Genomic DNA, 26,678 nt, shown 5'->3' with positions numbered 1-26,678 from the left:
ATATAACTATTTTTACTGAGCGCTTTTAACAAGCGCTCTTTTATTTTAGACTTAGTTGACATTTATATTAAAAACCGATTCTACTAAGAATCGGTTGCTCTGCTTTATAGCAAAATATGTTTATGTTTAAAATTTTTTAATCTAAGATGAAATTTGTTGCAGAATCAAGTAGATTCTTTCCTTGTTATACAAGCGTATTTCCATTAAAGATATCTGCTTCAATATTTCTAGTTGATTAAACCCTTCTATAAGTTTTTTATGTTGTTCCTTTTAGTCACTATGTATGTTCTCAAAATTAAAACTTCACTTCACTACCTCAAATTTATTGTACTCGTAAAAAGATAATTGAAAACGATATTCCGGATGTTCTCTTACCCAATCGTAGGCTTCTTCTAAAATTTCCATTTTGTTTTGCAAGTCATTAAGTTCACTACATTCGTCCTTTTTCTGTTTGCACAGAGGGCAGAATCCATTCACTATTTCCGCACTCGTCGCCCTAATAGTTTTACTTTCTAAATCAACTACTAGACGAAGAATAAAAGAATGCTCTTCTTTTGTAGTCACCTTCATTTCAGCAATCCCATCCTCATTCCAAAAGACACCGTTTAATTCCATCTTTACTGTGACATCTTTAATATCCAAGTCTACCACTACCACACCTCCCTTGTACAAAACTCAATCTTACTCTTCTATTTTAAACTTTAATACACCACAACTTAAAGAGATATTAAGTTTTTTCCAATTCTTCTTTACTATGAAAGAAAGTGTAGTTAATGCTAATTGTGTGGTAAATATTATCCCAAAAACTAAAACAGTTAAAATGTTAAAGATTGTTTCCATTAAACTACACTCTTTTCTTTATATATATTTTTATTTTATTAATACGGTTTAAAACTCTTATTACGTCTTAACACTCCCTAAGCAATTATAATGCGCAATCACAACAACAAGTTGATGCCTATTTAATATCAATACGCTGTTATTACATGTATGTAGTTAGAGATGGAGAAGAAATTCATTTAACCTCTGTATTCTCCTCCATTTCAGCCAAGTATCTAATCTGCCTTTCCGCTTTTCTAACCGCCGTACGAAAATGTTTTTTCAGCAGTTCTACTGTATTTTCACTTATATAATATCTTTCCGTTATACTTTCCCACGTGTCACTACTTTCAAATGTACTCCATTCAAAAAGGCGTTCTGTATCTTTCTTTAGTTCTTTAAACACCCATTTTCGCATCTTTTTTTTCGCTTTTTCTGTTAGTTTTCCGTTTTTTACAAGTTCAAGTTCACCATGTCTTTTGTATCGCTTATTAATATCTCTCTCACTATACACTTTAAGAAGTATATTTGCTGTATTTTCGGCATCTGCTAAAGCACGGTGCTGTTTCCCTTCCCACGTTAAAGCGAGCTGTTCTACCGCAAATTGTAAACTTGGCGTATGTTCAAACAATTCCTCATATGCTTGGAAAACAAATTTTTGCAAATCAATTCTACTTTCTTTTTCTATACTTGGGCATTCAACACCATGTAATGTACAATCATGAGATAGAAAACGATAATCTTCTTTTCCCCATGAAACAAATATAGAATCTTCGCCGATGAACTGAATAAATTTCTCTATAATTTGAGGGAATTTTTCTACACCCATTAAATCTTTCTTCGTAATACCGGTTAATTTTGTTGTATGACGAGTTAATCGTGCACTTGGTTTTACTAACTCCGAAAATTCTTCGATTATCTTCATTGTACCTATTTCTATTTTTACAGCTCCGATATCAACTATTTCTGACGGATCTTCTGATTTATACGGTCTGAAATTCCTCTCAATATCAAACACAATGTAATGTGTAGCGTTTTTCAATTTATTTACCTCTTTCTAAATTCCTTTTCACACAAACACTTTATTTTCAGTATTTATTTATTCATGTACTTTATACAAAAATACCCAAAAAAATAAATGAAAATTCAGTCTTGTTATGATATGTAAGTAGGAGGACATCTATAAAAATGCAAAAAAAAAGAAGGGCGAGCCCTTCTTTTTTCAAAAATTACTTCTTGTTTACGTTAGTAGCTTGAGGTCCACGGTTACCTTGTTCTACTTCGAAAGTAACTTCTTGACCTTCTTCTAAAGTTTTGAAGCCTTCGCCTTGGATAGCTGAGAAATGAACGAATACGTCTTCTCCGCCTTCAACTTCGATGAAACCGAAACCTTTTTCTGAGTTAAACCATTTTACTTTACCGTTTTGCATGAAAAAAATCCTCCTACAATGTACCTATATGTACATATTCATTTTCAACCACCTTACAATAATAAGCCAGATATTAAAAAACTGCAACCCCTGAGGAGATTTAACATTGCTATCCTCCTCGGAAGTTACAGCTCATTTAAATCTCTATATTATTAAAAGTAAAATGGTTTAAATATACTATATCATATCAATATAATAAAAGTAAAGTTTTTTTCTTAAATTATTTTTCGTTCCCACTGCATTGCTTTTAATTCGCCTGATCCGGCTACTACATAACCATCTTTTTGATTAACAATGCGCCATCCGTGCCCTTTAACTGAATCACATACTGTAACAATACCTTCGTCAAGAAGCACACGGCACACACTACTAATACCCGCCTTATTTTGTGTTGAAGTTGTATATAAAACATGTTGATCTACACTTAAGTCTAAATAACTACTTGCTTTCTGCTCACTTTGACATGTATGCCAATATATTTTTTCACTCACAATACTTTCATCTATTTTACAATAAGAAATATTCCCGCTAACTCCCTTGCACGATCCACTTGCCGCTACTAAATAAGAATTGTGTAAAGTCAACGCGGAGATCATTTGATTCATCGCAATTTTAATCCTCTTTAATTTACGTGTCTTCAAATCAAAGAGCCAAACACCACCATATTTAGCATGTATTTTCGTACCAATAAATAAGTAATGCTTATATAAAAATAACGATCGAATAGACGGTGCCGCACTGCCATACTCAAGAAACGGATGAATAGTCTCCCATGTCGAACCGAAATTATTAGAAAGATACAGCGTTTTTTCTCCATGAGCAATGACAGTTCCTTGTACATTGCTACATACATTCCAACTCGTTGCTTTTGTTGGAAAACGCTGAATTGTCCAGTTCTCTCCACCATTCATACTACGAATAAAAATCCCTTCGTCACCTACACCATAAACTACATTATCTTCGCTATGTAAATCCCTAATTCGTTTTTGAAAACCATTTAAAATTCGTTTCCATTCTCCGTCTTGTTCAATAAATAAGCCATTATATGTAGTAGCTAACAACAGTTTTCCATCTCTTAACTTTGTAATAGCAGTTGCACTTAACATTGTCTCCACGTTGACACTCCCATTCTTAGAACTTCTCAGCAAATGCAATTGCAAAATTACTGCATTTTTCAACATCCTCTTCATCTTCTGGAGCTAATTCAATTTTCAATCCTTCTTGTACAAGCTCTGCACCACGTTCTACAAGTTTCTCTTCAAATATCGTTACCGCTTCACAAAACAGTTCATACGCCGTATCTCCTGATCCGAATACCGCTACTTTTTTCCCTGATAAATCTATATTTTCTAAGTCATCATGGAAATCTTCCGCTTCAAATGGTAGTTCACCATCTCCCCACGTATAAGATCCTAAAATGATTCCATCATAAGCTAATAATTCTTCAGCATCCATGCCTTCCATCTCTTGCAATACTACTTCATGATCAAAAGCATCTAAACTAACTTTTATTAAATCAGCAATACTCTCTGTATTTCCTGACATACTTGCATAAGCTATTAAAATTTTCGCCACTTCGGCATCCCCCTCTTACAATAAATGATTCTCATTCTCATTATATTAATAATGAGAATCAATTTCAATTGATTTTTTCTACTTTTATTTACATTACTTATTTCAAATAAAGTGAAACTTTAATGAGTAGGAGTTTTGTTCATCCCCCACTCATTATTAGTTGAACCAATCGGACTTTTACGGGCAGCAGGGCCCTCACCTAACTTCTTTGCTTCCACTGAATTTTGAGGTGGGGGGTCTTACTGTCCGGCAAATAGCGGGATAAATAAAAAAGCACAGATGACTATACAATCATCTGTGCTTTTTTATTACTTTTTAAAAATACCAAAAGGCTTTCCTACTGGTAAAACAACTTTTCCAAAGTGTGTATTTAACACTGCTGCTGCTGAACCATAGAAAGATAATAATGAAATAAGAAGTTCAGAATATGCTGCTAAATTATGCATTGCGTGCGGCATAACACCTAAAGTACTTAATGAAAGACCAATAAATAAGAAATCAATAAGGACAAAGATCATAAATAATACTTTATGTGTTTCCATTGCACCAATCGTCATAAAGATTGTGAAAATCAAATATCCGATAAAGGCTACACCAAGCTGTTTTGAATCTGCAGCTTGTGCTAATTTTTCGCCAAATACTCCAAGTTGAATTAACCAAGTCATTCCAACACCTAACCAAAATAGGCCGTACGCACCAAATGCTGTCGTACCGAATGTATTGTTATGCTTTGCATCGTGAATGCAAGCAAAGATTTGTGCAAATCCTCCTAAAAAGATTGCCCACGGTAATACAAGTGAAACGCCATCTGTTAAGCCTAACTTTTGAGATGATGCTACAAGTGTTACCATCGCTAATCCAAATAGACCAATTCCAGATGGATCCGCTGTTGTCATTTTCACATGATGTGTAGTAGTTTGATTGCTCATATAAACCTCCTGATTATAAACATACTCGAATACAATACTTAAATCAGAAGCCTATGTCAATGGTTTTTTTTGTATGTTGTCAGACGTTATATTTTATAATGATTAAATATATTTCCGACCACTTCATAAGGCTTTATATTCACTTTTTCCAACTCGTTTATCGGTAGCCATAACGGAATATAACTTCCTCTACCTTCCCGCTGAAATTCCTCAGCTGTTCCACTTCCGAACACTCCGCCTGTAATATAGGCATCATAATAATATTCATTTCCTTTATATTTTACCTTTGCAATAAGGTGCTCCACTTTTATATGTAGCCCTAATTCTTCATATACCTCTCTTTTCGTTGCCTCTTCAGGCGTTTCACCTTCCTCAACCCCTCCGCCAGGAAAAACATAATATGTTTCCTCTTCTCGAATACGTTTTATAAGAGCAATTTTCCCTTCCTGTACAATGATAGCCGCCCCGCGATTTCTTATCATTTTATTTCCTCAATACGAATCGCGACTGTTCCCCACTCTTTTTCTTGTTCTTTCGTATATATTTTGTATGTACTTTCTAACATTTCCTCTAAACTATCATTCTCACAATCCAATAATTTTTTATCAATTTGTTCATACATAGATTTAAAGCTCTCGTATCGCTTTATTTCCGTTACTTTTACCGTCATCATTTCCGTCGTCGTAAGATTCGTAAATACGATTTCATCGCCTTTGTTTATTAGTTGACGTTTTTTATCGTATAGGCGTACTTCATATACTTTTTTTCCTGATTGAATTGACTGAAACGGTTTATTATATAAACCCATTTCGTATCGCATACATCCCACTCCCTTTTGTTCATTTCACCTATTAATACAGTTCACATTACTACATCTTGCATATAATATTCCATACGTATCGCTTAATTGAGAAAGGAGGCTGAAGAAGCATGTTATATTTAAATCAAAAACCTGAATATAATAAATATGATATTGGTGATTATACTTATAGTAAAGTAGGGCCAACCATTTTTTCTTGGAACGATGAAACAAAATTAAAAATAGGTAAGTTTTGTTCCTTAGCAGAAGAAGTCGTTTTCATACTTGGCGGTGAACATCGAGCAGACTGGATAACAACTTATCCATTTAATGCACTTTTTGATGAAGGAGCACATATTACTGGTCACCCTTCTTCAAAAGGTGATATCGTAATTGGCAATGATGTATGGATTGGTTATCAATCCTGCATTTTATCTGGTGTTACAATTGGTAACGGGGCCATTATCGGCGCCAGGAGCATTGTTACAAAAGATGTACCCCCGTATGCAATTGTAGCTGGTAATCCTGCAAAATTTGTTCGATATCGTTTCCCGCAAGAAACGATTGACAAACTAGAGAATCTCGCATGGTGGGACTGGGACATTTCTGTTATAAAAGGAGCCATTCCATTACTACTCTCCGACAAAATCGACGAATTTTTCACCTCACCCAAAAAAGAATCTACATGATCAATACAGAAAGAGCATCCTTTTTTCCGGATGCTCTTTCTGTATTTATTTTTTATTTATTTGCAAATGATTACACGGAGAACATTGAAAAGGAATTTTCCCTAAGCAATTAAGATTCGTTTCACAAATTTGTTCTATCGTTGGAACAAATGGAATAACAACTATGTTACTTTCTACCATTTGTGTAACAGGTGGCAATACTGTGCCTACTTGATGTTCGAAACGAATACTCGCTTGGTTTATATAATTCCCTGAACCGCTTGGTGCTCTCTCCACTACTACTTGGAACGAAACTGTCTGTGCCTCACCCGGATTTAAACTTCCTATAAGAAATCCTGATACTGGATTTACATTTGACACTGGCGTATTATCAACAGTTACACTTCCAAGGACAAATCGAACACTACTATCTAACATATCTTGAAAACGAATATTTTGTATTGCTGTATCCCCCGTATTTGTAATAACTGTCGTAAACGTAATAACATCTCCAATCGTTGCTGTTTGATGGTCTGCCGTTTTTACGACTGTCGTTGAGACATTTTGAGGAATAAACGGGATAACAACTGTATTACTATCACCTTCAACTACTACTGGCGGCTCATTCGGATTTACAGTTGCGAGCCCATTCGCTGTAGCAGTATTTGTAACTAAATTATTTATTTGTTCTCCTGTTATGACAACTTGGAAATTAATAATTGCTGCATCATTTGGCTGAAAATCACCTAACGGAATACCAGTATTCGGGTTAGCGAATGGAAAAGGTACATCATTTACCGTTACCGTGCCATTTATAAATAGCGTATTCGGATCAATGATATCTGTTAACACAATATTGGTCACAGGAACTGTACTATCATTTATAACGGCAATTCCGTAAGTGACAACATCCCCTACCATCGCTACTTCAAAGTTTGCTCCTTTTGCAACAAATAAGATTGCAGTATTTACCGTTACAATAACTGTATTGCTCGTGTCCATCAATGTAACTGGCGGCTCTCCTGGTACTAAAATATATTCTGCTAACGCTCCAGCAACATTTACTACTGTTCCACCATCCGGAAAACTTGTAATCGTAGCTTCATATGTTACAAGTGCCGTCTCACCAACTGGAATATCTGGTATCGTAAATCCAATCTGCGGATTTAACCCCGGTTGTGGAACCCCATTTATCGTTACACTATTTGGTACGAAATCAGCTTCCTGAGATAGTACATCGATAAATTGAACATTCATTGCATCAGCAGTACCAGTATTTAATATACGAACAGTATACGTTACCGTTTCTCCTACGCCAACAACTGAATGGTCTACTTCTTTTAGCATTTCTAAGCTGCCTCTATTTATCGGCGTAACCGTCGTATTACTTGAATTTGTAATTGTAGACGGAGGTTCTCCTGGAATCAATTCGAAATCACCCGTTACTCTTGCTGTATTCATAATGCTACTAGACGGCGGAACTGCGATTACATTTACTTCAAATGTAATTAATACGCTATCCCCTACTGCAAGATCCGATAATGAAAAGCCTACAAATGGATTTAAACCTACTTGCGGAATCCCATTTATTTGTACACTTCCAGGAACGAATTCTAAACTAGGTGATGGGACATCAATAAACTGAACATTCGTTGCTGTTACCGTTCCCGTATTTGTAACTTGCACACTATACGTTAACGTATCTCCTAAACGTGTTGCTTCTTTATTTACAGATTTTATAACGCTAAAACGCCCTCTATTTATTCTTGTTATCGTCGTATTACTCGGCTCTGTTACTACAACCGGTGACTCTCCTGGTACTAAAGTAAAGCTTCCTGTTATATTTGCAACGTTCGTAATTGTTCCTGATGACGGGATGTTTGTAACTATCGCTTGAAACGTCACGATAACCGTTTCACCAACTGGTATATCTCCAACTCCAAATCCAGTAATTGGATTTAAGTTTGGTTGCAGGGCTCCATTTATCGTTACACTATTTGGTACAAATGACGCTCCTGCTGAAATAGTATCAATAAACTGAACATCATTAGCTGTTACTGTTCCTGTATTCGTTATTTGAACCGTATACGTTAATACATCTCCAACGAGAGTAGCAGCCCTATTTACTTGTTTTATAACATTAAATTGTCCTCTATTTACAGTAGTAAGTGTTGTATTGCTCGGCTCTGTTACTATAACTGGTGGTTCTCCTGGTACTAATACAAAACTTCCTGTTACATTTGCCGTATTGGCAATTGTTCCGTTTGTTGGCACACTAACAACAGTTACTTGGAATGTGACTTCTACACTTTCACCTGGATTTATATCTGGAAGCGGGAATCCATTGTTCGGATTGAACCCAGGTTGTAACACACCGTCTATCGTTACACTATCTGGTACAAATGTGATAGAGGCCGGTAATACATCGCTATATTGAACATTCGTCGCTACCACTGTTCCTGTATTTTGAACGACTGTTGTATATATAATTGTATCGCCTACTGCAACAACCGGTTGACTCACTGATTTTAAAACATTTAAACCAGGTTCATTAATTTCTGTTAATGTCGTATTACTTGTCGTTGTTTCTGTAATAGGCGGCTCTGTTTCACTTACAGCAAATGTCGCTGTAACGTCTACAAAGTTAACAATCGTTCCACCTTCTGGTATGCTCGTAACCACTTCTTGATATGTGACACGTGCAAAACTATCTACAGGTATATCTGGAACTGTAAAACCAATGAAAGGATCTAATCCTGGTGCCGGTACCCCGTTTATGCTCACGCTTCCTGGTATAAACGCTACACCAGCAGAAGTCGTATCGATAAATTGAACATTGGTTGCTGGCACTGTTCCGAAATTAAAGATCAATACATCATACGTTAATATTTCTCCTACAGTGGCTACTTCCTTATCTACTAGTTTCAATGGAAAAATAAACGCTATATTAATTGTCGTAACGACTAAATTCGTTAATATCGTTTCCGTAATTGGTGGTTCCTGCGGATTTGGTTGTGAAGTAAATGTAACGTCCGCATCATTTAATATGACTTCATTATCTGGAATTTCTGTAATTGTCACTTGGAATGTGACCTCAATACTTCCACTAGCGATTAATAATGGCGTAACTGTAAATCCTATTTCTGGATTTAAACCAAGTTGCTGCACTCCACCTATCGTTACACTACCTTCTACAAACGTCGTTCCTTCTGGTATGACATCTTGGAAGAATACATCTGTAACAGGGATAATCCCTACGTTTGAAATGAGCACGGTATACGTTAATACATCTCCAACAGCCCCAGTTGCAACATCAACTGTTTTTGTTGCTGTTACTTCACCAGGAGGAGGTAACGGTATTGTAACTACCGTTGTATTACTTGAATTCGATGTTGTTACAGGTGGTTGTAAAGGATTTAATAAAAAAGTGGCTGTAGCAGATGCTGTATTTAATACTGCTCCACGTGTAGACGGTGCAACTACCATAACTTGGAACGTTACTGTCAATGATGTTCCAGCTGCAATATTCGGAAGTGCGAAACCAACATTTGGGTCAAATCCAGGTTGTGGCGCTCCATTTATCGTTACACTATTTGCGACAAATGTTGTCTCTGCAGCAATTGGATCAATAAAAGAAACATTCGTTGCTGTTACTGTGCCGTTATTTCGAATGACTACAGAATACGTGTAAGTTTCTCCAAGTGCTGCTTGTTGTACAGATGAAGATTTTTGTATATTTAGCTGTGCTGTGTTTACTTGCGTCACTACAAAATTACTATTTGTTACAGTCATTATTGGAGGGTTTGCTGGATTTATAAGAAAACTTGCAGTAACGTTCGATTGGTTTCTTATATTTCCACCGTTCGGAACACTCGTCACTGTAACTTGAAACGTAATCGTAGATGTTTGCCCGACCGGAATATTTGGTACTGGGAAACCTGCCATAGGATCCGCACCTTGCTGCACGACTCCGTTTATCGTCACACTATTTGCTACAAAGGCAGTACCAGACGGAATTGGATCTTGAAAAATAATATTCGTTGCAGGAACAGTTCCTGTATTTTGAATAAGAATCGTATACGTTAACGTATCTCCTACTCCTGCTTGCGATGTATTTACACTCTTCATTACATTAAGTGATCCTACATTCACTCGCGTCACAACAATATTACTAATCGTTACAATTGTAATTGGCGGCTGGAGAGGGCTTACTTGGAAATCCGCAGTTACATTCGCAGTATTCGGAAGAACTCTATTTGGTGGTACACTCGTGATTGTCACTTGAAAAGCAACTGTTACCATCCCTCCTACTGGAATATTGGCAAGTGGAAATCCAGTTGTTGGGTTTAAACCTGGTTGAGATGTTCCGTTTATTGTTACACTATTTGTTACAAACGTTGTTCCAACTGGAATTGGATCAAGAAATGATACATTTGTCGCTGCTACCGTTCCACTATTTTGTATACGAACTGTATATGTTAACGTATCTCCTATTCCTGCTTCAGTAGCGCTTACACTCTTTCTCACATTTAACCCTGAAGAATTCACGACTGTCATAACAGTATTACTTGGTACCGTTACAGTAATTGGTGGTTCTGTGGGATTTACAAGAAAATCTCCAGTTACATTCGCATTATTTAGGACATTATTTCCTTGGGGAATGTCATCAATTAATACTTCAAACGTAACAATTACACTCGCACCAGTAGGCAAATTATTTAATGGGAATCCGAATTCTGGATCTGCCCCTTCTCGTAAGACCCCATTCACAAAGACACTGTTTTCAATAAATAATGTACCTTGTGGAATTGAATCTTGGAAAAATACATTTGTTGCTGGTACACTACCTGCGTTTATGATTTCGATTGTATATACTAAAACATCCCCTACCGTTGCAACATCCGTATTCACTGATTTCACAACTTCAAAGTTCCCTGATTGTACTGTTGTATTCACAATGTTACTCGGAACATTGATTGTTACGGGTGGTTCACTCGGATCCACTTGAAAACTTGCTGTTACATTTGCTTGATTTAAAATATCTTCATTTTCTGGATCCTGTACAATTAATACGTCAAATGTGACTACAACTGTTTGAGCCGCAGGAATATTCGGAAGAGAAAATCCTGTATTTGGATTCAATCCACTTTGTGGTACGCCATTAATTGTTACAGAATTTGCAACAAATGAGACAGCGGGAGAAATAGTGTCTTGGAAAAACACGTTTGTTAACGGAACGTTTCCTGTATTTTGGACGGCAATCGTATATGTTAAAGTATCACCTACTGCCGCTTGTGTCGTATTCACTTCTTTTATTACATTTAAACCACCTGTATTAACTTGTGTCACAACTGTATTCGTTTGTCTATTAATCGTCACTGGTGGTTGATTCGGAATAACAACGAAATTAGCAGATACATTTCCGCGATTCGCAATCGTGCCTCCGGATGGCGTAGATGTAACCCGTACTTGAAATGTAACCGTCCTACTTCCGCCTGGAGAAATATTTGCTATCGTAAACCCAGTTGCCGGATTTGCTCCAGGTTGTGAAATCCCATCTATAGTTACACTATTTACGATAAAAGTCGTTCCAGTTGGGATTGGATCTTGAAAAACAACATTCGTCGCAAGTACATTTCCTGTATTCTCAATTGTAACGGTGTACGTAAGAACGTCATTTACAGTTGCAAAAGCTCGATCTACTGTTTTTCGCGTTCTTATATCAGCTACATTAATTGTAGTAAATACAGTATTACTTGTCGCTTGACCTGAAATTGGTGTTTGACCAGGCACTGGGGTATAGGTAAATGTTGCACTTGCACGATTTGGAATTGGATTTACAAGAGGATTAGATGTTACTCGAACTTGAAAGCGGACTACAGTCGTTTGCGAGGCATTAATACTCCCAAGATTAATACTACTTGCTGGATTTGCTCCTGGACGCGCTACTCCATTTACCGTAACACTATTTGGAACAAATGTTGTTCCAGCAGGGATATTATCAACAAAAATAACATTGTTCGCAGTGATGTTTCCATTATTCGTCACATTAACTGTATACGTTAATATGTCATTAATTGTTGCTGTTTGCAAATCTACAGACTTTTGTAAGCTTACATTCGCACGATTAATTATCGTCTGTACTGTATTTGAAGAAGCTGTACTTGTAACGAGTGGGCTTCCTACGAAAGGACGGAATTGATAAGATACCACCGCACGATTTGGAATTGGATTTGGATTTGGAAATGACGTGATCCTTACCTGAAATGTTACAATTCTCTGCGCATTATTAGGTATCGTTCCTAAATTAATTCCACTAGCTGGGTTCGCGCTCGGTTGCGCTACTCCCCCTACCGTCACACTACCAGTTATAAACGTCGTTCCGTTTGGAATACTGTCTTGTAATACAACGTTATCTGCACTTCCTGTCCCTGTATTCGGAACAGTAATTGTATAGGTGAGAATATCTCCAACTCCTGCAACTGTTTTATCAACTGATTTAACAGGATTAATAATTGGACCCGTCGCATCAATTTGAACACCAAAACCAGCTGCAGCGTATCCATCTCCATTTGTAACGAATCGAACTGTTGCTGACGTTTGATTATTTACTAATGATGAAGTGGCATTTACATTTGTAATATCCCATCCTTGTCTTCGGACAGCCAAAGCTATCCCTAACGGCTGATTCAACTCTCCAAACGTTCCAGTTGTATCTAACTCTCCAATGTCGTTACAAATTTGTGACTGAAAGAAATTATTAGCAGGGTTTCTCGGGCCGAATAATGCAATTGTAGCATTTGCATTCGGGCCGAAGCGAAGTTGATCTCCAACAATGTTGGAATCACCTTCTTGAGCAGTTACGAGCACTCTTCCTGTAACTGCTCCTGTTCCCGGAGTAGCAAATCCTGAAATGATAGTATCAACTGGTGGTGATGAAGCATCGATAATTTCTTGACCTGCATATACCGACAAATTCCGAAGTGGTAAACTTGCATTTTGATACACTACCTCAAGCGTCCATCCAGCTGAACGACTGATTGTCGGATCAGCCGAAGTTCTTGTAGCTGGCACGGCCCCTGTCGTATAAGTCCCTGCCCCACCCGCACTAACAAGATTCGTTACATTAGCAGAGCGAGCATAATAAAACTGATTGCCTACTGAACCTTGCTGCGCGGTAGCAGGGTCTGGCGTAACAGAAAATGTTCCTGCTGGTGTTGTAAATGTAATATTATCATTTAAAAATGGTAAAACATCTTCCGTATCAGTCCGGAAAGTTCCTGCCCAAACTAACTCTGCATACAAAATACTACTCCCTGCCGGAAGATTTAAAATTGCACTTGAAGAATTCAATCGCCAGTCATCCGTTGTACCTGCTGGGAACCCTGGTACTTGCAGCGCTGTATTTACCGTTGTAAAAACAGCAAGTGTACCAAAAATATTACCTGGTGCAGGCGATGTGGGACTAAGTCCTAACGTGTTCCCAGTGAACGTGACGGCACCAGTTACTGTTGTCGTAAAGCGATTCAAAAAAGGCACGTAATCATCTCATTTCATTTATAGTAAAAAGTGCTCTATACTATAAAATGTAGACAAACTATGCAATGTACTTTGTCCAACAAAATTCCGCACGTATGAGAGGAGCTTACTACACTATGCGCTATGTTATTATAACAGGAACTTCACAAGGTTTAGGTGAGGCTATCGCCGCGCAATTGTTAGAAGAAAACACGAGTATTATCTCTATTTCTAGAAGAGAAAATAAAGAACTTACGAAACTTGCACAGCAATATAATAGCAATTGTGTTTTCCACTCCTTAGATCTTCAAGATGTACATAATTTAGAAACGAACTTTAACAAAATCATTTCATCTATTCAAGAAGACACTGTATCATCTATTCATTTAATTAATAACGCTGGTACACTCGCACCTATGAAACCAATTGAAAAAGCAGAAAGCGAACAATTCATTACGAACGTTCACATTAATTTACTTGCACCTATGATTCTTACATCTACTTTCATGAAACATACGAAAGAATGGAAAGTAGATAAACGCGTTATAAATATTTCATCTGGCGCAGGAAAAAATCCTTATTTCGGATGGGGCGCTTATTGTACAACGAAAGCAGGTGTAAATATGTTTACACAGTGCGTAGCGACTGAAGAAGGGGAAAAAGAATACCCAGTAAAAATCGTCGCTTTTGCACCTGGTGTTGTTGATACAAATATGCAAGCACAAATTCGTGAAACAAATAAAGAAGACTTCACAAATTTAGACCGCTTCATCACATTAAAAGAAGAAGGAAAACTATTATCACCTGAATATGTAGCAAAAGCTATTCGTAACTTACTAGAAACTGAAGACTTCCCTCAAGGCGAGGTTATTAGAATTGATGAATAACAAAAAGGCGTGCTAGATTAGCATGCCTTTTTGTTCTACTTCTCTAAAAATATAAGCATAGACTCCGCAATTTGTTCATAACCAATTTCTTGGTAAATTTTATTCGATGTCGGATTCGCTAGATCAGTATATAACGTAGTTGTCTTGTATCCTTCATCTAACATACGTTGACTAAGTGCCGCTACACAATTAGATGCGTATCCTTTTTTCCTTTCTTCTTTCGGCGTATACACGAAATTAACTGTTATATTATTTTTAGTTGGGCGTGTTTTTGCAGCTACAGAAACAAGTTTTCCGTCTATTTCTAAACCAAATAGACGACGATTAGTAATTAATATATGTGCGGTTTGTTCCGCTTCTTCTTTTGTAGTAGGAAGATTCACTTCTTCGCAAAATTGGTATATCCACTGTTCTATTACTGGTAGCTCATCACTACTTACTTCTTTAAAGACTCCATCTCCGTTCCACTTTTTCTTCACTTGTTTTAATTCATATATACCTTGCTCCATTGCAATAGTAGTTTTCTTATTTTCTAACACGGCAATCTCTTCCGCTAATCTCTGTACAATTTTCTTATTACCAATTAATCCAGGAACATTCGGATATACTTCCGCTAATTTTTTTGCAAGTTCCACGATGGCCTCTCCCACCATTTCAGACGTAGCAACAATAATTTGTTTCTTTTCTTCTGTTTGAAGAAATACAATTGTAATTTCTTCCTCTTGTTTTACTACCCCCATAAATATCGGTTGTTGTACCATTTGTAATACACCTAATATGAGATTATTTTCCTGTTCATTTTTTTCTAAAAATGGTGTAACCGCTTCTTTAAAATTAACAATCTCTTCATATACACGTAATTGAATCATCGACAATCTCTTCTCTCTATTTATAGTTTCATTAAAGTATTGGCGATTAATTCATTAAATCCTTCTTTTACGATTCAATAATATACGAAACTAATATATTTAAATCATTTTCGACTTGTAAAACTCTCTGTTTTTCCTTTTCAAATACCTCTTCTTCTTTCCAAAATGACTCTTTTCGACTTTTAATCATGCGCTCCATTTCTTTTTTACTCGGTCCACCGTACACCTTTCTTTTTTGAATAAATGCTTCTGGCGATATAATTTCTTCCCACTCTTTTTCTAATAATTGTATTTTAAATTTTTCTTGTAAGTATATATTCACATCTTTGAAACATAATTCATGTAGCTCCTTTTTCTGTTCCAATGACATATTCGCAATAACACTTGCTACATGATGAGCATGCCGAAATGGAATTTCATAGTTTTTTGTTAAAACATCTGCGAAATCCGTTATCGTAATTGCATGTTTATAGGAACGACTTTTCAACGTTTCTTCTTCTACTTTCATCGTTCGAATGACTGCATTCAAAATGCAAAATACACGAATAGCCTTTTCAATTCCTTTATATAAATACGGCTGCAAGTCATCTTCCGTATCGACAATATCACCAAATGGTGTATTATGAATCATTTGAAATACTGTAAATGCTTCTCCAAAAGCACTACTCGTAATTGCACGGGCATGTTCAATTGAAACTGGATTTCGTTTTTGTGGCATAATACTACTAATTTGTACATATGGCCTTGCAACAGTAATACCATCATATTCTTTCGTCGCTAATAGTAAGAAATCATGAATCCATCTACTCGTATTCGTCATCATTACCGTAAGTAACGAGCTAACCTCTAATAAATAATCAGCTCCAGCGACAGCATCATATGAGTTCTCAATTACATTAGTAAATCCAAGTAAATCAGCAACTCGCTCTCGTTTAATTGGGAAACTTGTTGTAGAAAGAGCAGCTGCTCCCATTGGCGATTGATTTAAAAGTGTGTACGTTCGTTTTATTCTTTCTAAGTCTCTCTGCATCGTATCATAAATCGCTAACGTATAATGACCAAATGTTGTTGGCTGCGCTGGTTGTGTATGTGTATAAGCTGTCATAATCGTTTCCTTATGATCATCGGCAAGTTGCAGCATACTTTCTTGCAATAACAAATGATGTTCCATTAATTGTAGTACGTATCGCCTTAAACTCATGCGATACATCGTTACACCCATATCATTTCTACTTCTACCAATATGCATATTACTTACAAAATCGCATTTCGCTTCTTGAAAAATTAAATGTTCCACTAAAAAAAAGAGATCTTCATGCTGCTCTGTATAGAGCAATTGATCTTTTGGAATTCCCTCTATCTTTTTTAGTGCGTTTAATATAACTTTAGCTTCTTCCTTTTTCATTAAATTTTCTTCCGTCAGCATTGTAATATGCGCTTTATGCACTTGAAACATGTCTTTCAATAAGTAATTTCGTTGAAACTCAAATACATGTTGTAATACGCAATTCACGTATGTTTTCCCAGGGAAATCAGCGCCTTCGCTCTTTATAAACTCTTCTTTACTTTGTTTCATCACCTTTTCCCCTTTCACCTAAGTATTACTACCCATCATACCCAGAGATAGGAAAAAAGTGCTTGTACACAAAAATAAACTCGGTGCTCTCTGCACCGAGTTTATTTAATAAAAGTCGCATCATACTTATCACTTTGCAACACTTGAAAATGTAAGTTTGCTAAATGTTTCCGTATTTCTGCGCTGTCATCTTCATTTAAATTATTTGCTAAGAACACTATTTCTGTACAGTTCCCGCGTTTATCCATTGCATAAACTGCTTTTGTAACTGTCCATGGCGTATAACCATTTTTTTGCCCAGCATGTCTAAATGTTTTACGGTATTTCTTGGCACTCATGTCTGTTTCAACGATATTTGCCCACACTTTTTCTTCAGCTTCTGTCAAGCCACCTTTATGGTTTGCCTTTTGAAGTAATACCATATAATCATTTGCAGAAGCTGCTGGTAATCTATCTGACCAAATTTTGTCGTAACGTTCCTCTAAATAAAGCGGAATTTCCTTCTGTAATAATGGTCCCTTCTTCTTTAAGCGTTCATGAATAATCATCGCATATTCACGATATTGCTCTTGAGACATTTCTTTTAACTTTTTCTCTATTTTATATTTTGGAACATGTAATTCTTTATGCAAATATCCCGGGATATACAAAGATGAAACGATTGGAAGTAGTGGTTGATGTGCAGGAAGTGATAAACTTTGTAAATTCCGATTAATATTATCTAATCCTAACACTTCCATTAAGTACTCAGCATTTGCATTTGAACTAAACTTAACCATTCCTTTTGCTACTTCTTCTAAAGAAACCGCTCCTTCAGTTATCTTTCCTTTCTTTTCCAAGTACCTTTGCCATCTATCTTGCGCACCACCATCTGTATTCGGTACATAATACCGATTCACATCATTAATGGAAACGAAACTAGAAGAATCAATTTTCCCTTCCGTAACTTGTTTCGTATATTCAAGCGCTATAATCAATTTCATCGTACTAGCAACTGGTAATACAACATTTGGATTTACAGAATAAACAACTTTATCATTTCTCTTTACTAGAAGTGCACTATTTTTTTCATCTTTATGTTCTTCAATAAAAGATGCAATATACTGTGCATCATCATTATTTGAACTCCACACTTTTTTCACTAAAAAGTTACCCGATATTAGCAAAACGAAAATACCCACAATCACTGCGCATACTATAGTTTTTTTCAAGTAAAATTCCTCTCCTATTGTGTAACTCTTCTCTCTATCTTTAAAAAACAAAATAATGGAGATGGTTATTCAAATAACCATCTCCATTATTTTAACTTGTATACTCCTATTATGTCTACGTCATGATTTTCACAAAATCCTCAAGGAATTTTTTATAATGTAATGACCAACCAATTCGCACCCAGTTTTTTAAGGCTTTTGCATCAGGTTGAGGACGGAAATCTGCAATACTTTCTCCTTTTGCTATTCCCACTGTATCTACATCTACACGGCGATACACATAATCCAATATTGAAGGATTTGCGGCAACCATCATTGTAACGACGTCATGTACTGGACTTCCTTTTATTTTCGGATTTAATTTTCTATAAGCTTTATAATAATACGTAAAAATCGGTTCAATTAATTTATTAAAACTTGTTTTAGAATGTTTCGTAATATACTTTACCATCTCTGGCGTAATAATAGCTTCAGATGTAACATTGAGCGGCACCAGTGTCACATTCTTGGCATTTTGCATAACTAATTGCGACGCAATCGGATCACTATGAAAATTCGCCTCTGCGACTGGTGTAACATTGCCAGGCATTAAGAAAGCACCGCCCATTATATAATATTCTTTCACATACTTCATCATTGGCTTTTCTAAAATAAATGCTGTCGCAAGTGTCGTTGACCTCCCAGCATCAACTATAATTAATTCTCCTTTATATTTTTCAAGAATGTCAAAAAACTCACAAAAAGGCTTTATATTTGGAGAAAGATTTTTCGGTGGTCGAATTGGTCCTAAACCTTCCGCCCCATGTATTTCTGGATAATACGTTGTAATATCTCCAGATAAAGGAATTTTCGCACCATTAATAACTGGTATATCTTCCCTACCTGCTAACTGTAATAAATATGCCGCATTACTTGTCGCCTTTTCTTGCGTTACATTTCCATATCCTGTAACCACACCAACAATATCAATATCAGGATGCAACAATCCGTACATAATTGCTAAAGAGTCATCAATTCCTGGGTCTCCTAAAAATAATACTTTTTTCATCGACCTCAACTCCATCCCCTCAATTGTTATTAATTTATGAATAACAATTGGCATACAGAATAAAAAAGAACAATTTCATACGAAAAAACGCAGTCCTATAAGGACTACGTTCTCCAGCTAACCTATACAGTTTTTTTTACAGCACTCATACTTCCAATAATGTAAGCGATAAACGCAAAACAAATCGGAAAGACAACTGTATGTATACCAAACGGATTTGGATAGAAAAGGTGAATACACATATATGAACCTACTCCAACGAAAATGGAAGCAAGCGCTCCTGTTGCATTTCCTTTCCTCCAATATAACCCTAATACGATTGGCCAAATGAATGCTGCTTCTAATCCACCGAAAGAAAATAAATTTAGCCATATTAAAAAATCTGGTGGTTTAATGGCCGCTGCATAAACGAGTAGTCCTACAATACCAGTAATCCACAAACTTCCTTTTTTTATCGTACTGTCTGCTGCATCTTTATTTATGTAATTTACGTATATATCTTTAATAATTGACGAGCTTACAAGTAATAATAACGAGTTTACTGTAGACATAATCGCTGCCATTGGTGCAGCTAAGAAAACTCCAGCTAACCAAGGTGGCAACACTTCCATCGCAAGTAGCGGCATTACTTTATCTGGTACCGTTATACCTGGAAGTACTACTCTTGCAAATACACCTGTTAAATGCATACCGATCATAATTGTACCAACGACAACTGTTCCAATTATTAAAGCTTGGTGCATAGCTTTTGAATTTTTATAAGACATGGCACGCACGCTAATTTGCGGTAAACCTACAACACCAATTCCAATTAAAATCCAAAATGATGTCACATATGACTTCGTTAAACTGCCATCTGCTCCGAATGGTGTAATTAAATTTGGATTGATTTGAACAAGTTCCTGCATAATCTTTTCAATTCCACCACCAGCAATGACAGTAGCAATTAAAATGATTGTCGTTCCAACTAACATAATAATTCCTAATAATGTATCTGATAAAGCGACTGCACGAAATCCACCAATTAATACGTAAACAAGTACAGAAAAAGTAAATAAAAATAGTGCTGTTGTGTACGATAGACCCGTTAGTGACTCGATTAATCGTCCACCACCGACCCACTGGGCTACTGTCGCTGAAAATAAAAAGATAATAATACATAACGCTGAAAGTATAACAACTGCTTTATTATTGTATCTCCCTTTTAAATAATCGATAAGAGTAATGGCTTCCATCTTCCTAGCGATAATTGCAAACTTTTTACCGATAACCGTTAAAACGATATACCCTGTTACAACTTGAATCGCAGATAACAATACCCATCCAAGCCCCATATTGTAAGCAATACCAGGACCACCAATAAAGCTACTTGCACTACCGTACGTAGCAATCATTGTCATCGCTAATAATAAACCGCCTAGCTCACGCCCACCAAGAAAATATTCTTGTAAAAATTTATTATGAGCAGTTGCTTGAACGCGTCTTGAAGCATATACACCAATTAAAAATACAACGATAAACGAAATTATCATTGGAATGATTACATACCAATTCATCTATTATTCCTCACTTTTTTCTTCCTCATCGAGTGAAATATCTTGAAATACAAAACGAACAACTAAACTAAGTAAAATAACCATAACGATAAATCCAACGATACAGCTATAAAAAAACCATGCGGGAAAACCTAATACATATGTATATTCACTCGGATTTTTACTACCAAGCCCATAAGCGAATCCGTACCATATTATAAAATTAATAATAGTAAGTCCAAGACCAATTAACGCTTCTCTATGGGCTATTCGAAAGCGTGGATCATCATGATAATCTTTCATTTTTCCCCCTCCTCTCACGATGTATTATTGTACCATTGTTCTTCTAGTTTTTCCTACTAGAAAGCAAAACAAGCAGGATTTTTTATAATCATATAGAAGATTCTGTTACATTACATATTTTTTACAATTGTAACACAAATGAAATTTGAATTTTCAGTATTTATTAATTATGATTTTAATTAGAGGCTTTCCATCTAGTTTCCACATCCTTGATTTCGGAATAAGCGCCGTCTCGTACTGCGTTTACATTATATTTTCAAGGGGGTTATACAATGAGTCAACTAGCTGTAAATCTTCATGAAAAGGTAGAAAAGTTTCTTCAAGGTACAAAAAAGTTATATGTGAATGGATCTTTCATTGAAAGCGCTTCTGGAAAAACGTTTAAAACACCAAACCCAGCAACTGGTGAAACACTTGCTGTCGTTTCTGAAGCTGGTCGCGAAGATATTCATAAAGCTGTAGTCGCAGCTCGCATGGCTTTTGACGAAGGTCCTTGGTCTCGTATGAGCACTGCTGAGCGAAGCCGTCTCATGTACAAGTTAGCTGATTTAATGGAAGAACATAAAGAAGAGCTTGCACAGCTCGAAACGTTAGATAACGGAAAGCCAATCCGTGAAACAATGGCAGCAGATATACCACTTGCAATTGAACATATGCGCTATTATGCTGGCTGGGCTACGAAAATCGTTGGTCAAACAATCCCTGTTTCCGGTAATTACTTTAACTATACACGCCATGAAGCTGTTGGTGTCGTCGGTCAAATTATCCCTTGGAACTTCCCTCTTCTTATGGCGATGTGGAAAATGGGAGCAGCGCTTGCTACAGGATGTACAATCATTTTAAAACCTGCAGAACAAACTCCACTATCAGCTCTATACTTAGCTGAATTAATTGAAGAAGCTGGATTCCCGAAAGGTGTTATTAATATTGTTCCTGGATTCGGTGAATCAGCTGGACAAGCACTTGTTAATCATCCACTCGTTGATAAAATTGCATTTACTGGTTCTACTCCAGTCGGTAAACAAATTATGCGACAAGCATCTGAGTCATTAAAACGCGTTACACTTGAGTTAGGCGGTAAATCACCAAATATCATCTTGCCAGATGCTGATTTATCTCGCGCGATTCCTGGTGCCCTTTCTGGTGTTATGTTTAACCAAGGGCAAGTATGCTCTGCTGGATCACGCTTATTTATTCCGAAGAAAATGTATGATAATGTCATGGCTGATCTCGTCCTCTATTCTAAAAAACTAAATCAAGGTGTCGGTCTTAACCCTGAAACAACAATTGGTCCTCTCGTTTCCGAAGAACAACAAAAACGTGTAATGGGCTACATTGAAAAAGGGATTGAAGAAGGCGCTGAAGTACTTTGCGGAGGAAGTAATCCATTCGATCAAGGCTACTTCGTTTCTCCTACAGTATTCGCTGACGTAAATGATGAAATGACGATCGCAAAAGAAGAAATTTTCGGTCCAGTTATTTCTGCAATACCGTTTAACGATATTGATGAAGTAATTGAACGTGCAAATAAATCGCAATTTGGTTTAGCTGCTGGTGTGTGGACAGAAAATGTTAAAACTGCACACTATGTTGCAAGTAAAGTACGTGCAGGTACAGTATGGGTAAACTGTTATAACGTCTTTGATGCAGCATCTCCATTTGGAGGATTTAAACAATCTGGCCTCGGCCGTGAAATGGGATCTTACGCATTAAATAACTATACAGAAGTGAAGAGCGTTTGGCTTAACTTAAATTAATGAGAAAGAACCTGACCTACCTGGTCAGGTTCTTTTCATTATGTATTCCTTTAAACTTGCAGTCCTCCGCTCACATTTAATACTTCACCTGTAATATAGGATGCGTATTCTGATGCTAAAAAGGCTGCTGCGTTCGCAATATCTTCTGGCGTTCCAATTCTACCAACTGGAATAGCGCCAACCATCTTTTCTTTCACTTTATCTGGTATCGTTTTTGTCATATCTGTATCCATAAACCCCGGACAAATCGCGTTACAAGTAATACCGAAACTTCCAACTTCTTTCGCTGCCGTTTTCGTTAAACCTACAACTCCTGCCTTTGTAGCCGCATAATTTGCTTGCCCTATGTTTCCTTCTCTACTAATTGAAGATATATTAATAATGCGCCCATACCCTTGTTGTCTCATGTAAAGAAGCGCTGGTTGCATACAATAAAAAACTCCAGTTAAGTTTACTTGTAACACTTGTTCCCAAGCAGACTTCTCCATTTTATGTAACATTGCGTCTCTTGTAATTCCAGCATTATTCACCAAAATATGTAATGTACCAAATTTTTGAACCGCATATTCAATTAACGACTTCGCTTCATTTTGATTACTTACATCACATCGATATGAGCACACTTCATATCCTTCATCTGATAACTCACGTGTCGTTTTTTGTAGATTCTCTTCATTTACATCGCTAATTAATACTTTCGCCCCTAGTTTTGCATAAACCCTTGCAATCTCTTTTCCAATTCCCTGTGCAGCTCCTGTTACAACAGCTGTTTTCCCGTTTAAAAACTCCATCCCTATCCCCCATTTCTATTACTTATACTGTATATTTCGGCTTTTTACTTTCCAATTCCTCTTTGTATAAAAAAGTCTATTTGTGTCAAACTAACTTTGCAACGTCGCATAAAGTGAAACTTTAATCAGTGGGGGTTTTCTTCATCCCCCACTGATTATTAGCCCTCACCAATCGGACTTTTATGGGCAGCCCGACCCCCACCTAACTTCTTTACTTTCGCTGAATTTTGAGGTGAGGTCTTACTGCCCATTAAAGCGGGATAAAGTGCAAGGAGATTGTGTCGAATGAACAAAAAAAATTTCAAACAAAACAAAGCTACTGATGGCATTGATGTTGAGTTCTCTCGCGAACTCGCTGACCACAATGACTTAGAAGCAAACGCACGTGCAAATGCCGCTGATGCACGTCAAAAGCGCCAATCAACCGAAAAATAAGGTACATCACAACCTTATTCTTTTCAAAAGGGACCTACTACCCAACAAAATAAACCGAGAGACATCTCTCGGTTTATTTTTTATATTTTTTTGCATAATGAGCCAAAGTAAGCAACGGATATATATGAGCATAACTATGATAACGAATATAAAACCCACCTGGTAAACCTGTTCCAGTAGGATATTTTTCATTTATATAAGAGTTGGAGAGCAAATATGAAATACCTTTTCGAATAACTGGCGTTTCTTTATCATAGTAAGAAATGAGGGCATCTAACGCCCATGCTGTTTGGGATGGTGTACTAAACGGCAAAGTAACAAATCTTTTTTCCACACTACTTTGGCAAGATTCTCCCCAGCCACCATCTTCATGCTGTATATGTTCAAACCATAAAGCTGCTCGTTTTAATGATGGATTGCTAGATGGAATTCCGAATGACCGTAAACCTGTCATAACAGCCCACGTACCATATATATAACAAATTCCCCATTTCCCATACCACGATCCATTTTCCTCTTGTACATTCATTAACCAATTTATCGCACTTTGTTTTTGTTTCTCGGGCAATTCATTTTGCGTATACGTCCCAAAAAATTCTAACACTCTTCCTGTAATATCTGGTGTAGAAGGATCTGTAATCATATCACTTGCATTTTCGATTGGTAAATTTGCTAATATACGGCTCGTTACCCCTTTTTCAAAAGCCCCCCAACCACCATCATTATTTTGCAATCCTTTAACCCAATTAACAGCTCGCTTCCAAGCATTGTCTACATTTTCGTTCCCTCTACTTCGCGCCAATGCTCTTAACGCAGCAGTTGTATCATCAATATCTGGAATCGTCGTATTCACATCCGAAAAGCCCCACCCCCCCGGGAAGAGATCCGGTGCATGTACACTCCAATCTACTTTCTTCGTTTGCTGTTTTCTTAGTAAATATGCTGATGCATTGTGAATCACTTTACTTGCTTTCGGAACTTGAGCTTCTTGCAAAGCATAACTGAGTAAAGCTGTATCCCATATAGTTGATGGAGAGTTTTGCAAATGGCTCCCTCTCTCCATCTTCCATATATAAGATGTGATTCCCGTTATAGCCTTCTCAATAATTGGTGATTGAATAGAATGTCCTAATGCAAGTAAAGCATAAATCATATAAAACGAGGCAGTTGCGTAGCTATATAATGTTCCATTTTCATCAATACGCTCTTTCATAAAACGTTCTACTTCCTCATATCCTTTATGATGCAAAGAAAGTGGATACGTTATAATTTTCTTCACGTCACTTAATAATGTTTGAAAAACCGGAGACCGGTCCTCCCGAAACCATTCTCCGCCCCCGCCTGCAATGGGATTTAAATTTGGCAATAACTTTTTCCCTACTCGAAATCTTTTATTTAAACAAAGCATCATCGGAATTAAATGAATACGTGCTGAGCTACTCAGTTCAAAAATACTGAGAGGGGAATCATTCTGCAGAAACATAATTGGTGTTGGCAAATGAAAGAGAGAAGGATATTCATATTCTCCATGAATCGCTAATAAAAACTTCGTCATAAAATGAGCACGCGCTACCCCACCGCGCTCATTTATAAACATTTCCGCTCGCTTCATATTCGCATCTTCTTTTGTATATTTTTCCGATGCAAGTAAGGCAGCATAAGATTGAATTGTAGCAGATAAATTCCCCCCCGCTTCATCTTCATACAATTTCCATGTTCCTTCATTTGTTTGGAGTGATGCTAATCTTTTTACAAACGGTTCTATCTCTTTATCTCTACCTAATAATTTTAATAAGAAAATCATATGACAATCTGTTAGTGGAGCTCCTTCAAAACAAAACCGCCACGTACCATCTTGCCGTTGCATTGTTTGAAGTGCAGTTGTTCTTCTCGCTATTTCTTCATGCACTTTTTCATATAATAACAAGTTACTCACCCACCCTTTCGAAATCCGTATAACGATATTCAAAAAGATAGCTGAATATGTATGAAAACAAAGAAAAGCAGAACATATAAAATGTTCTGCTCATAAACAATATCCTACTCCGACAATAATCCCTAATAAAGCACCGACTACTACTTCATACGGTGTATGCCCAACAAGTTCATTTAACTTCTTATATTCTGTTTCTCTACCGTGAAAAAACTCATTCAATATTTTTGCTTGTTTACTTACTGCAAGCCTTACTCCTGAAGCATCATACATAACTATAATGGCAAAAATAGCAGCAACCGCAAACATCGAGCTTTCCACACCTTCCACAACTCCAACTCCTGTAGCAAGCGCTGTAACTGTTGAAGCATGAGAACTTGGCATCCCACCTGAAGCAAAAAACTTTGCAAAATCAAATTCACCTGTTTTGACTAATTTAAAGACTACTTTCGTTAATTGTGCTAAAAACCATGAAAGTACAGCAGCCATAAGCGGATCGTTATGTAAAATTGTTTCCACGTTCTCAGCTCCCTACTAGCTATAATGGAAATCCTATATAGTATCAGTATAAAGAAAAATGCGTAGAAAATACTAC

22 protein-coding genes are annotated in these 26,678 nt (G+C 36.7%); 4 read left to right on the top strand and 18 right to left on the bottom strand.

The annotated features are described in order from the left end of the window. Positions 1–303: 303 nt before the first annotated feature. The 8 genes from AC0OM3_RS06515 to AC0OM3_RS06480 form a co-directional block, all read right to left on the bottom strand. On the bottom strand, positions 304–651 hold the full coding sequence (locus tag AC0OM3_RS06515; RefSeq protein ID WP_000227979.1) for a hypothetical protein: 348 nt from the start codon (positions 649–651) through the stop codon (positions 304–306). Positions 652–1,015: 364 nt separating this feature from the next. After that, positions 1,016–1,861 (bottom strand): exonuclease, encoded by an 846-nt coding sequence (locus AC0OM3_RS06510; RefSeq protein ID WP_000786428.1) that lies wholly within the window; start codon positions 1,859–1,861, stop codon positions 1,016–1,018. A 187-nt stretch (positions 1,862–2,048) separates the two neighbouring features. Further along, on the bottom strand, positions 2,049–2,249 hold the full coding sequence (gene cspB, locus AC0OM3_RS06505) for a cold shock-like protein CspB (protein WP_001179150.1): 201 nt from the start codon (positions 2,247–2,249) through the stop codon (positions 2,049–2,051). Between the two features lie 215 nt (positions 2,250–2,464). Continuing rightward, positions 2,465–3,364, bottom strand: coding sequence for a WD40/YVTN/BNR-like repeat-containing protein (locus tag AC0OM3_RS06500; protein WP_061884465.1), 900 nt, complete (start codon positions 3,362–3,364; stop codon positions 2,465–2,467). 16 nt (positions 3,365–3,380) lie between these two features. Further along, positions 3,381–3,824 (bottom strand): flavodoxin, encoded by a 444-nt coding sequence (locus tag AC0OM3_RS06495; RefSeq protein WP_001062755.1) that lies wholly within the window; start codon positions 3,822–3,824, stop codon positions 3,381–3,383. A 308-nt stretch (positions 3,825–4,132) separates the two neighbouring features. Then, positions 4,133–4,753 (bottom strand): acetate uptake transporter, encoded by a 621-nt coding sequence (locus AC0OM3_RS06490; protein ID WP_000070938.1) that lies wholly within the window; start codon positions 4,751–4,753, stop codon positions 4,133–4,135. A gap of 86 nt (positions 4,754–4,839) precedes the next feature. Beyond that, the gene (locus tag AC0OM3_RS06485) at positions 4,840–5,235 is read right to left on the bottom strand and encodes an NUDIX hydrolase (protein ID WP_000620833.1); all 396 of its coding nucleotides are present in this window, start codon (positions 5,233–5,235) and stop codon (positions 4,840–4,842) included. Further along, positions 5,232–5,573 carry an ASCH domain-containing protein gene (locus AC0OM3_RS06480; protein ID WP_001268365.1) on the bottom strand — a complete coding sequence of 114 codons (342 nt, stop codon included), beginning with the start codon at positions 5,571–5,573 and terminating at the stop codon, positions 5,232–5,234. The genes AC0OM3_RS06485 and AC0OM3_RS06480 overlap by 4 nt, the downstream gene beginning before the upstream one ends. 110 nt (positions 5,574–5,683) lie before the next feature. On the opposite strand from AC0OM3_RS06480, the gene AC0OM3_RS06475 reads away from it, so the two are divergent. Beyond that, on the top strand, positions 5,684–6,241 hold the full coding sequence (locus tag AC0OM3_RS06475) for a CatB-related O-acetyltransferase (protein WP_000966299.1): 558 nt from the start codon (positions 5,684–5,686) through the stop codon (positions 6,239–6,241). A 45-nt stretch (positions 6,242–6,286) separates the two neighbouring features. Here AC0OM3_RS06475 and AC0OM3_RS06470 read toward each other — a convergent pair whose 3' ends face one another. Next, positions 6,287–13,759, bottom strand: coding sequence for a DUF7507 domain-containing protein (locus tag AC0OM3_RS06470; RefSeq protein ID WP_474211195.1), 7,473 nt, complete (start codon positions 13,757–13,759; stop codon positions 6,287–6,289). A 116-nt stretch (positions 13,760–13,875) separates the two neighbouring features. Between AC0OM3_RS06470 and AC0OM3_RS06465 the strand changes: the two genes are divergently transcribed. Beyond that, positions 13,876–14,625, top strand: a complete 750-nt coding sequence (locus AC0OM3_RS06465) for a (S)-benzoin forming benzil reductase (RefSeq protein ID WP_001271038.1) — start codon at positions 13,876–13,878, stop codon at positions 14,623–14,625. Positions 14,626–14,660: 35 nt separating this feature from the next. Here AC0OM3_RS06465 and AC0OM3_RS06460 read toward each other — a convergent pair whose 3' ends face one another. The 6 genes from AC0OM3_RS06460 to AC0OM3_RS06435 form a co-directional block, all read right to left on the bottom strand. After that, complete coding sequence (locus tag AC0OM3_RS06460; RefSeq protein ID WP_000615485.1) at positions 14,661–15,494, bottom strand: GNAT family N-acetyltransferase; 834 nt, start codon at positions 15,492–15,494, stop codon at positions 14,661–14,663. Between the two features lie 67 nt (positions 15,495–15,561). Further along, complete coding sequence (argH, locus tag AC0OM3_RS06455; RefSeq protein ID WP_157407009.1) at positions 15,562–17,088, bottom strand: argininosuccinate lyase; 1,527 nt, start codon at positions 17,086–17,088, stop codon at positions 15,562–15,564. An 83-nt stretch (positions 17,089–17,171) separates the two neighbouring features. Then, on the bottom strand, positions 17,172–18,281 hold the full coding sequence (locus AC0OM3_RS06450) for a serine hydrolase (protein ID WP_474211194.1): 1,110 nt from the start codon (positions 18,279–18,281) through the stop codon (positions 17,172–17,174). Between the two features lie 115 nt (positions 18,282–18,396). Continuing rightward, entirely contained in the window at positions 18,397–19,383 is a 987-nt protein-coding gene (locus AC0OM3_RS06445; RefSeq protein WP_003302260.1) for a nucleoside hydrolase, read from the bottom strand. Between the two features lie 68 nt (positions 19,384–19,451). Beyond that, positions 19,452–20,885 carry a sodium/pantothenate symporter gene (gene panF, locus AC0OM3_RS06440; protein ID WP_001104823.1) on the bottom strand — a complete coding sequence of 478 codons (1,434 nt, stop codon included), beginning with the start codon at positions 20,883–20,885 and terminating at the stop codon, positions 19,452–19,454. A gap of 3 nt (positions 20,886–20,888) precedes the next feature. Then, on the bottom strand, positions 20,889–21,167 hold the full coding sequence (locus tag AC0OM3_RS06435) for a YhdT family protein (protein WP_474211193.1): 279 nt from the start codon (positions 21,165–21,167) through the stop codon (positions 20,889–20,891). Positions 21,168–21,439: 272 nt separating this feature from the next. On the opposite strand from AC0OM3_RS06435, the gene dhaS reads away from it, so the two are divergent. Further along, complete coding sequence (gene dhaS, locus AC0OM3_RS06430; RefSeq protein WP_474211192.1) at positions 21,440–22,924, top strand: aldehyde dehydrogenase DhaS; 1,485 nt, start codon at positions 21,440–21,442, stop codon at positions 22,922–22,924. Between the two features lie 50 nt (positions 22,925–22,974). Here dhaS and fabG read toward each other — a convergent pair whose 3' ends face one another. Continuing rightward, positions 22,975–23,715 (bottom strand): 3-oxoacyl-ACP reductase FabG, encoded by a 741-nt coding sequence (gene fabG, locus AC0OM3_RS06425; protein WP_000395038.1) that lies wholly within the window; start codon positions 23,713–23,715, stop codon positions 22,975–22,977. 285 nt (positions 23,716–24,000) lie between these two features. Here fabG and AC0OM3_RS06420 point away from each other — a divergent pair, with 285 nt between their 5' ends. Then, complete coding sequence (locus AC0OM3_RS06420) at positions 24,001–24,150, top strand: YfhD family protein (protein ID WP_001035808.1); 150 nt, start codon at positions 24,001–24,003, stop codon at positions 24,148–24,150. Positions 24,151–24,223: 73 nt separating this feature from the next. On the opposite strand, the gene AC0OM3_RS06415 is transcribed toward AC0OM3_RS06420, so the two are convergent. Together AC0OM3_RS06415 and AC0OM3_RS06410 are read right to left on the bottom strand one after the other, a co-directional pair. Beyond that, entirely contained in the window at positions 24,224–26,077 is a 1,854-nt protein-coding gene (locus AC0OM3_RS06415) for a terpene cyclase/mutase family protein (protein WP_474211191.1), read from the bottom strand. A 99-nt stretch (positions 26,078–26,176) separates the two neighbouring features. Further along, positions 26,177–26,602 (bottom strand): divergent PAP2 family protein, encoded by a 426-nt coding sequence (locus AC0OM3_RS06410; RefSeq protein WP_000447824.1) that lies wholly within the window; start codon positions 26,600–26,602, stop codon positions 26,177–26,179. Positions 26,603–26,678: the final 76 nt, after the last annotated feature.

It is taken from the genome of Bacillus sp. FAU20 (assembly GCF_056033865.1).
The sequence above is the reverse complement of the archived record's forward strand: the minus strand, read 5'-3'. Positions and strand labels throughout refer to the sequence as shown.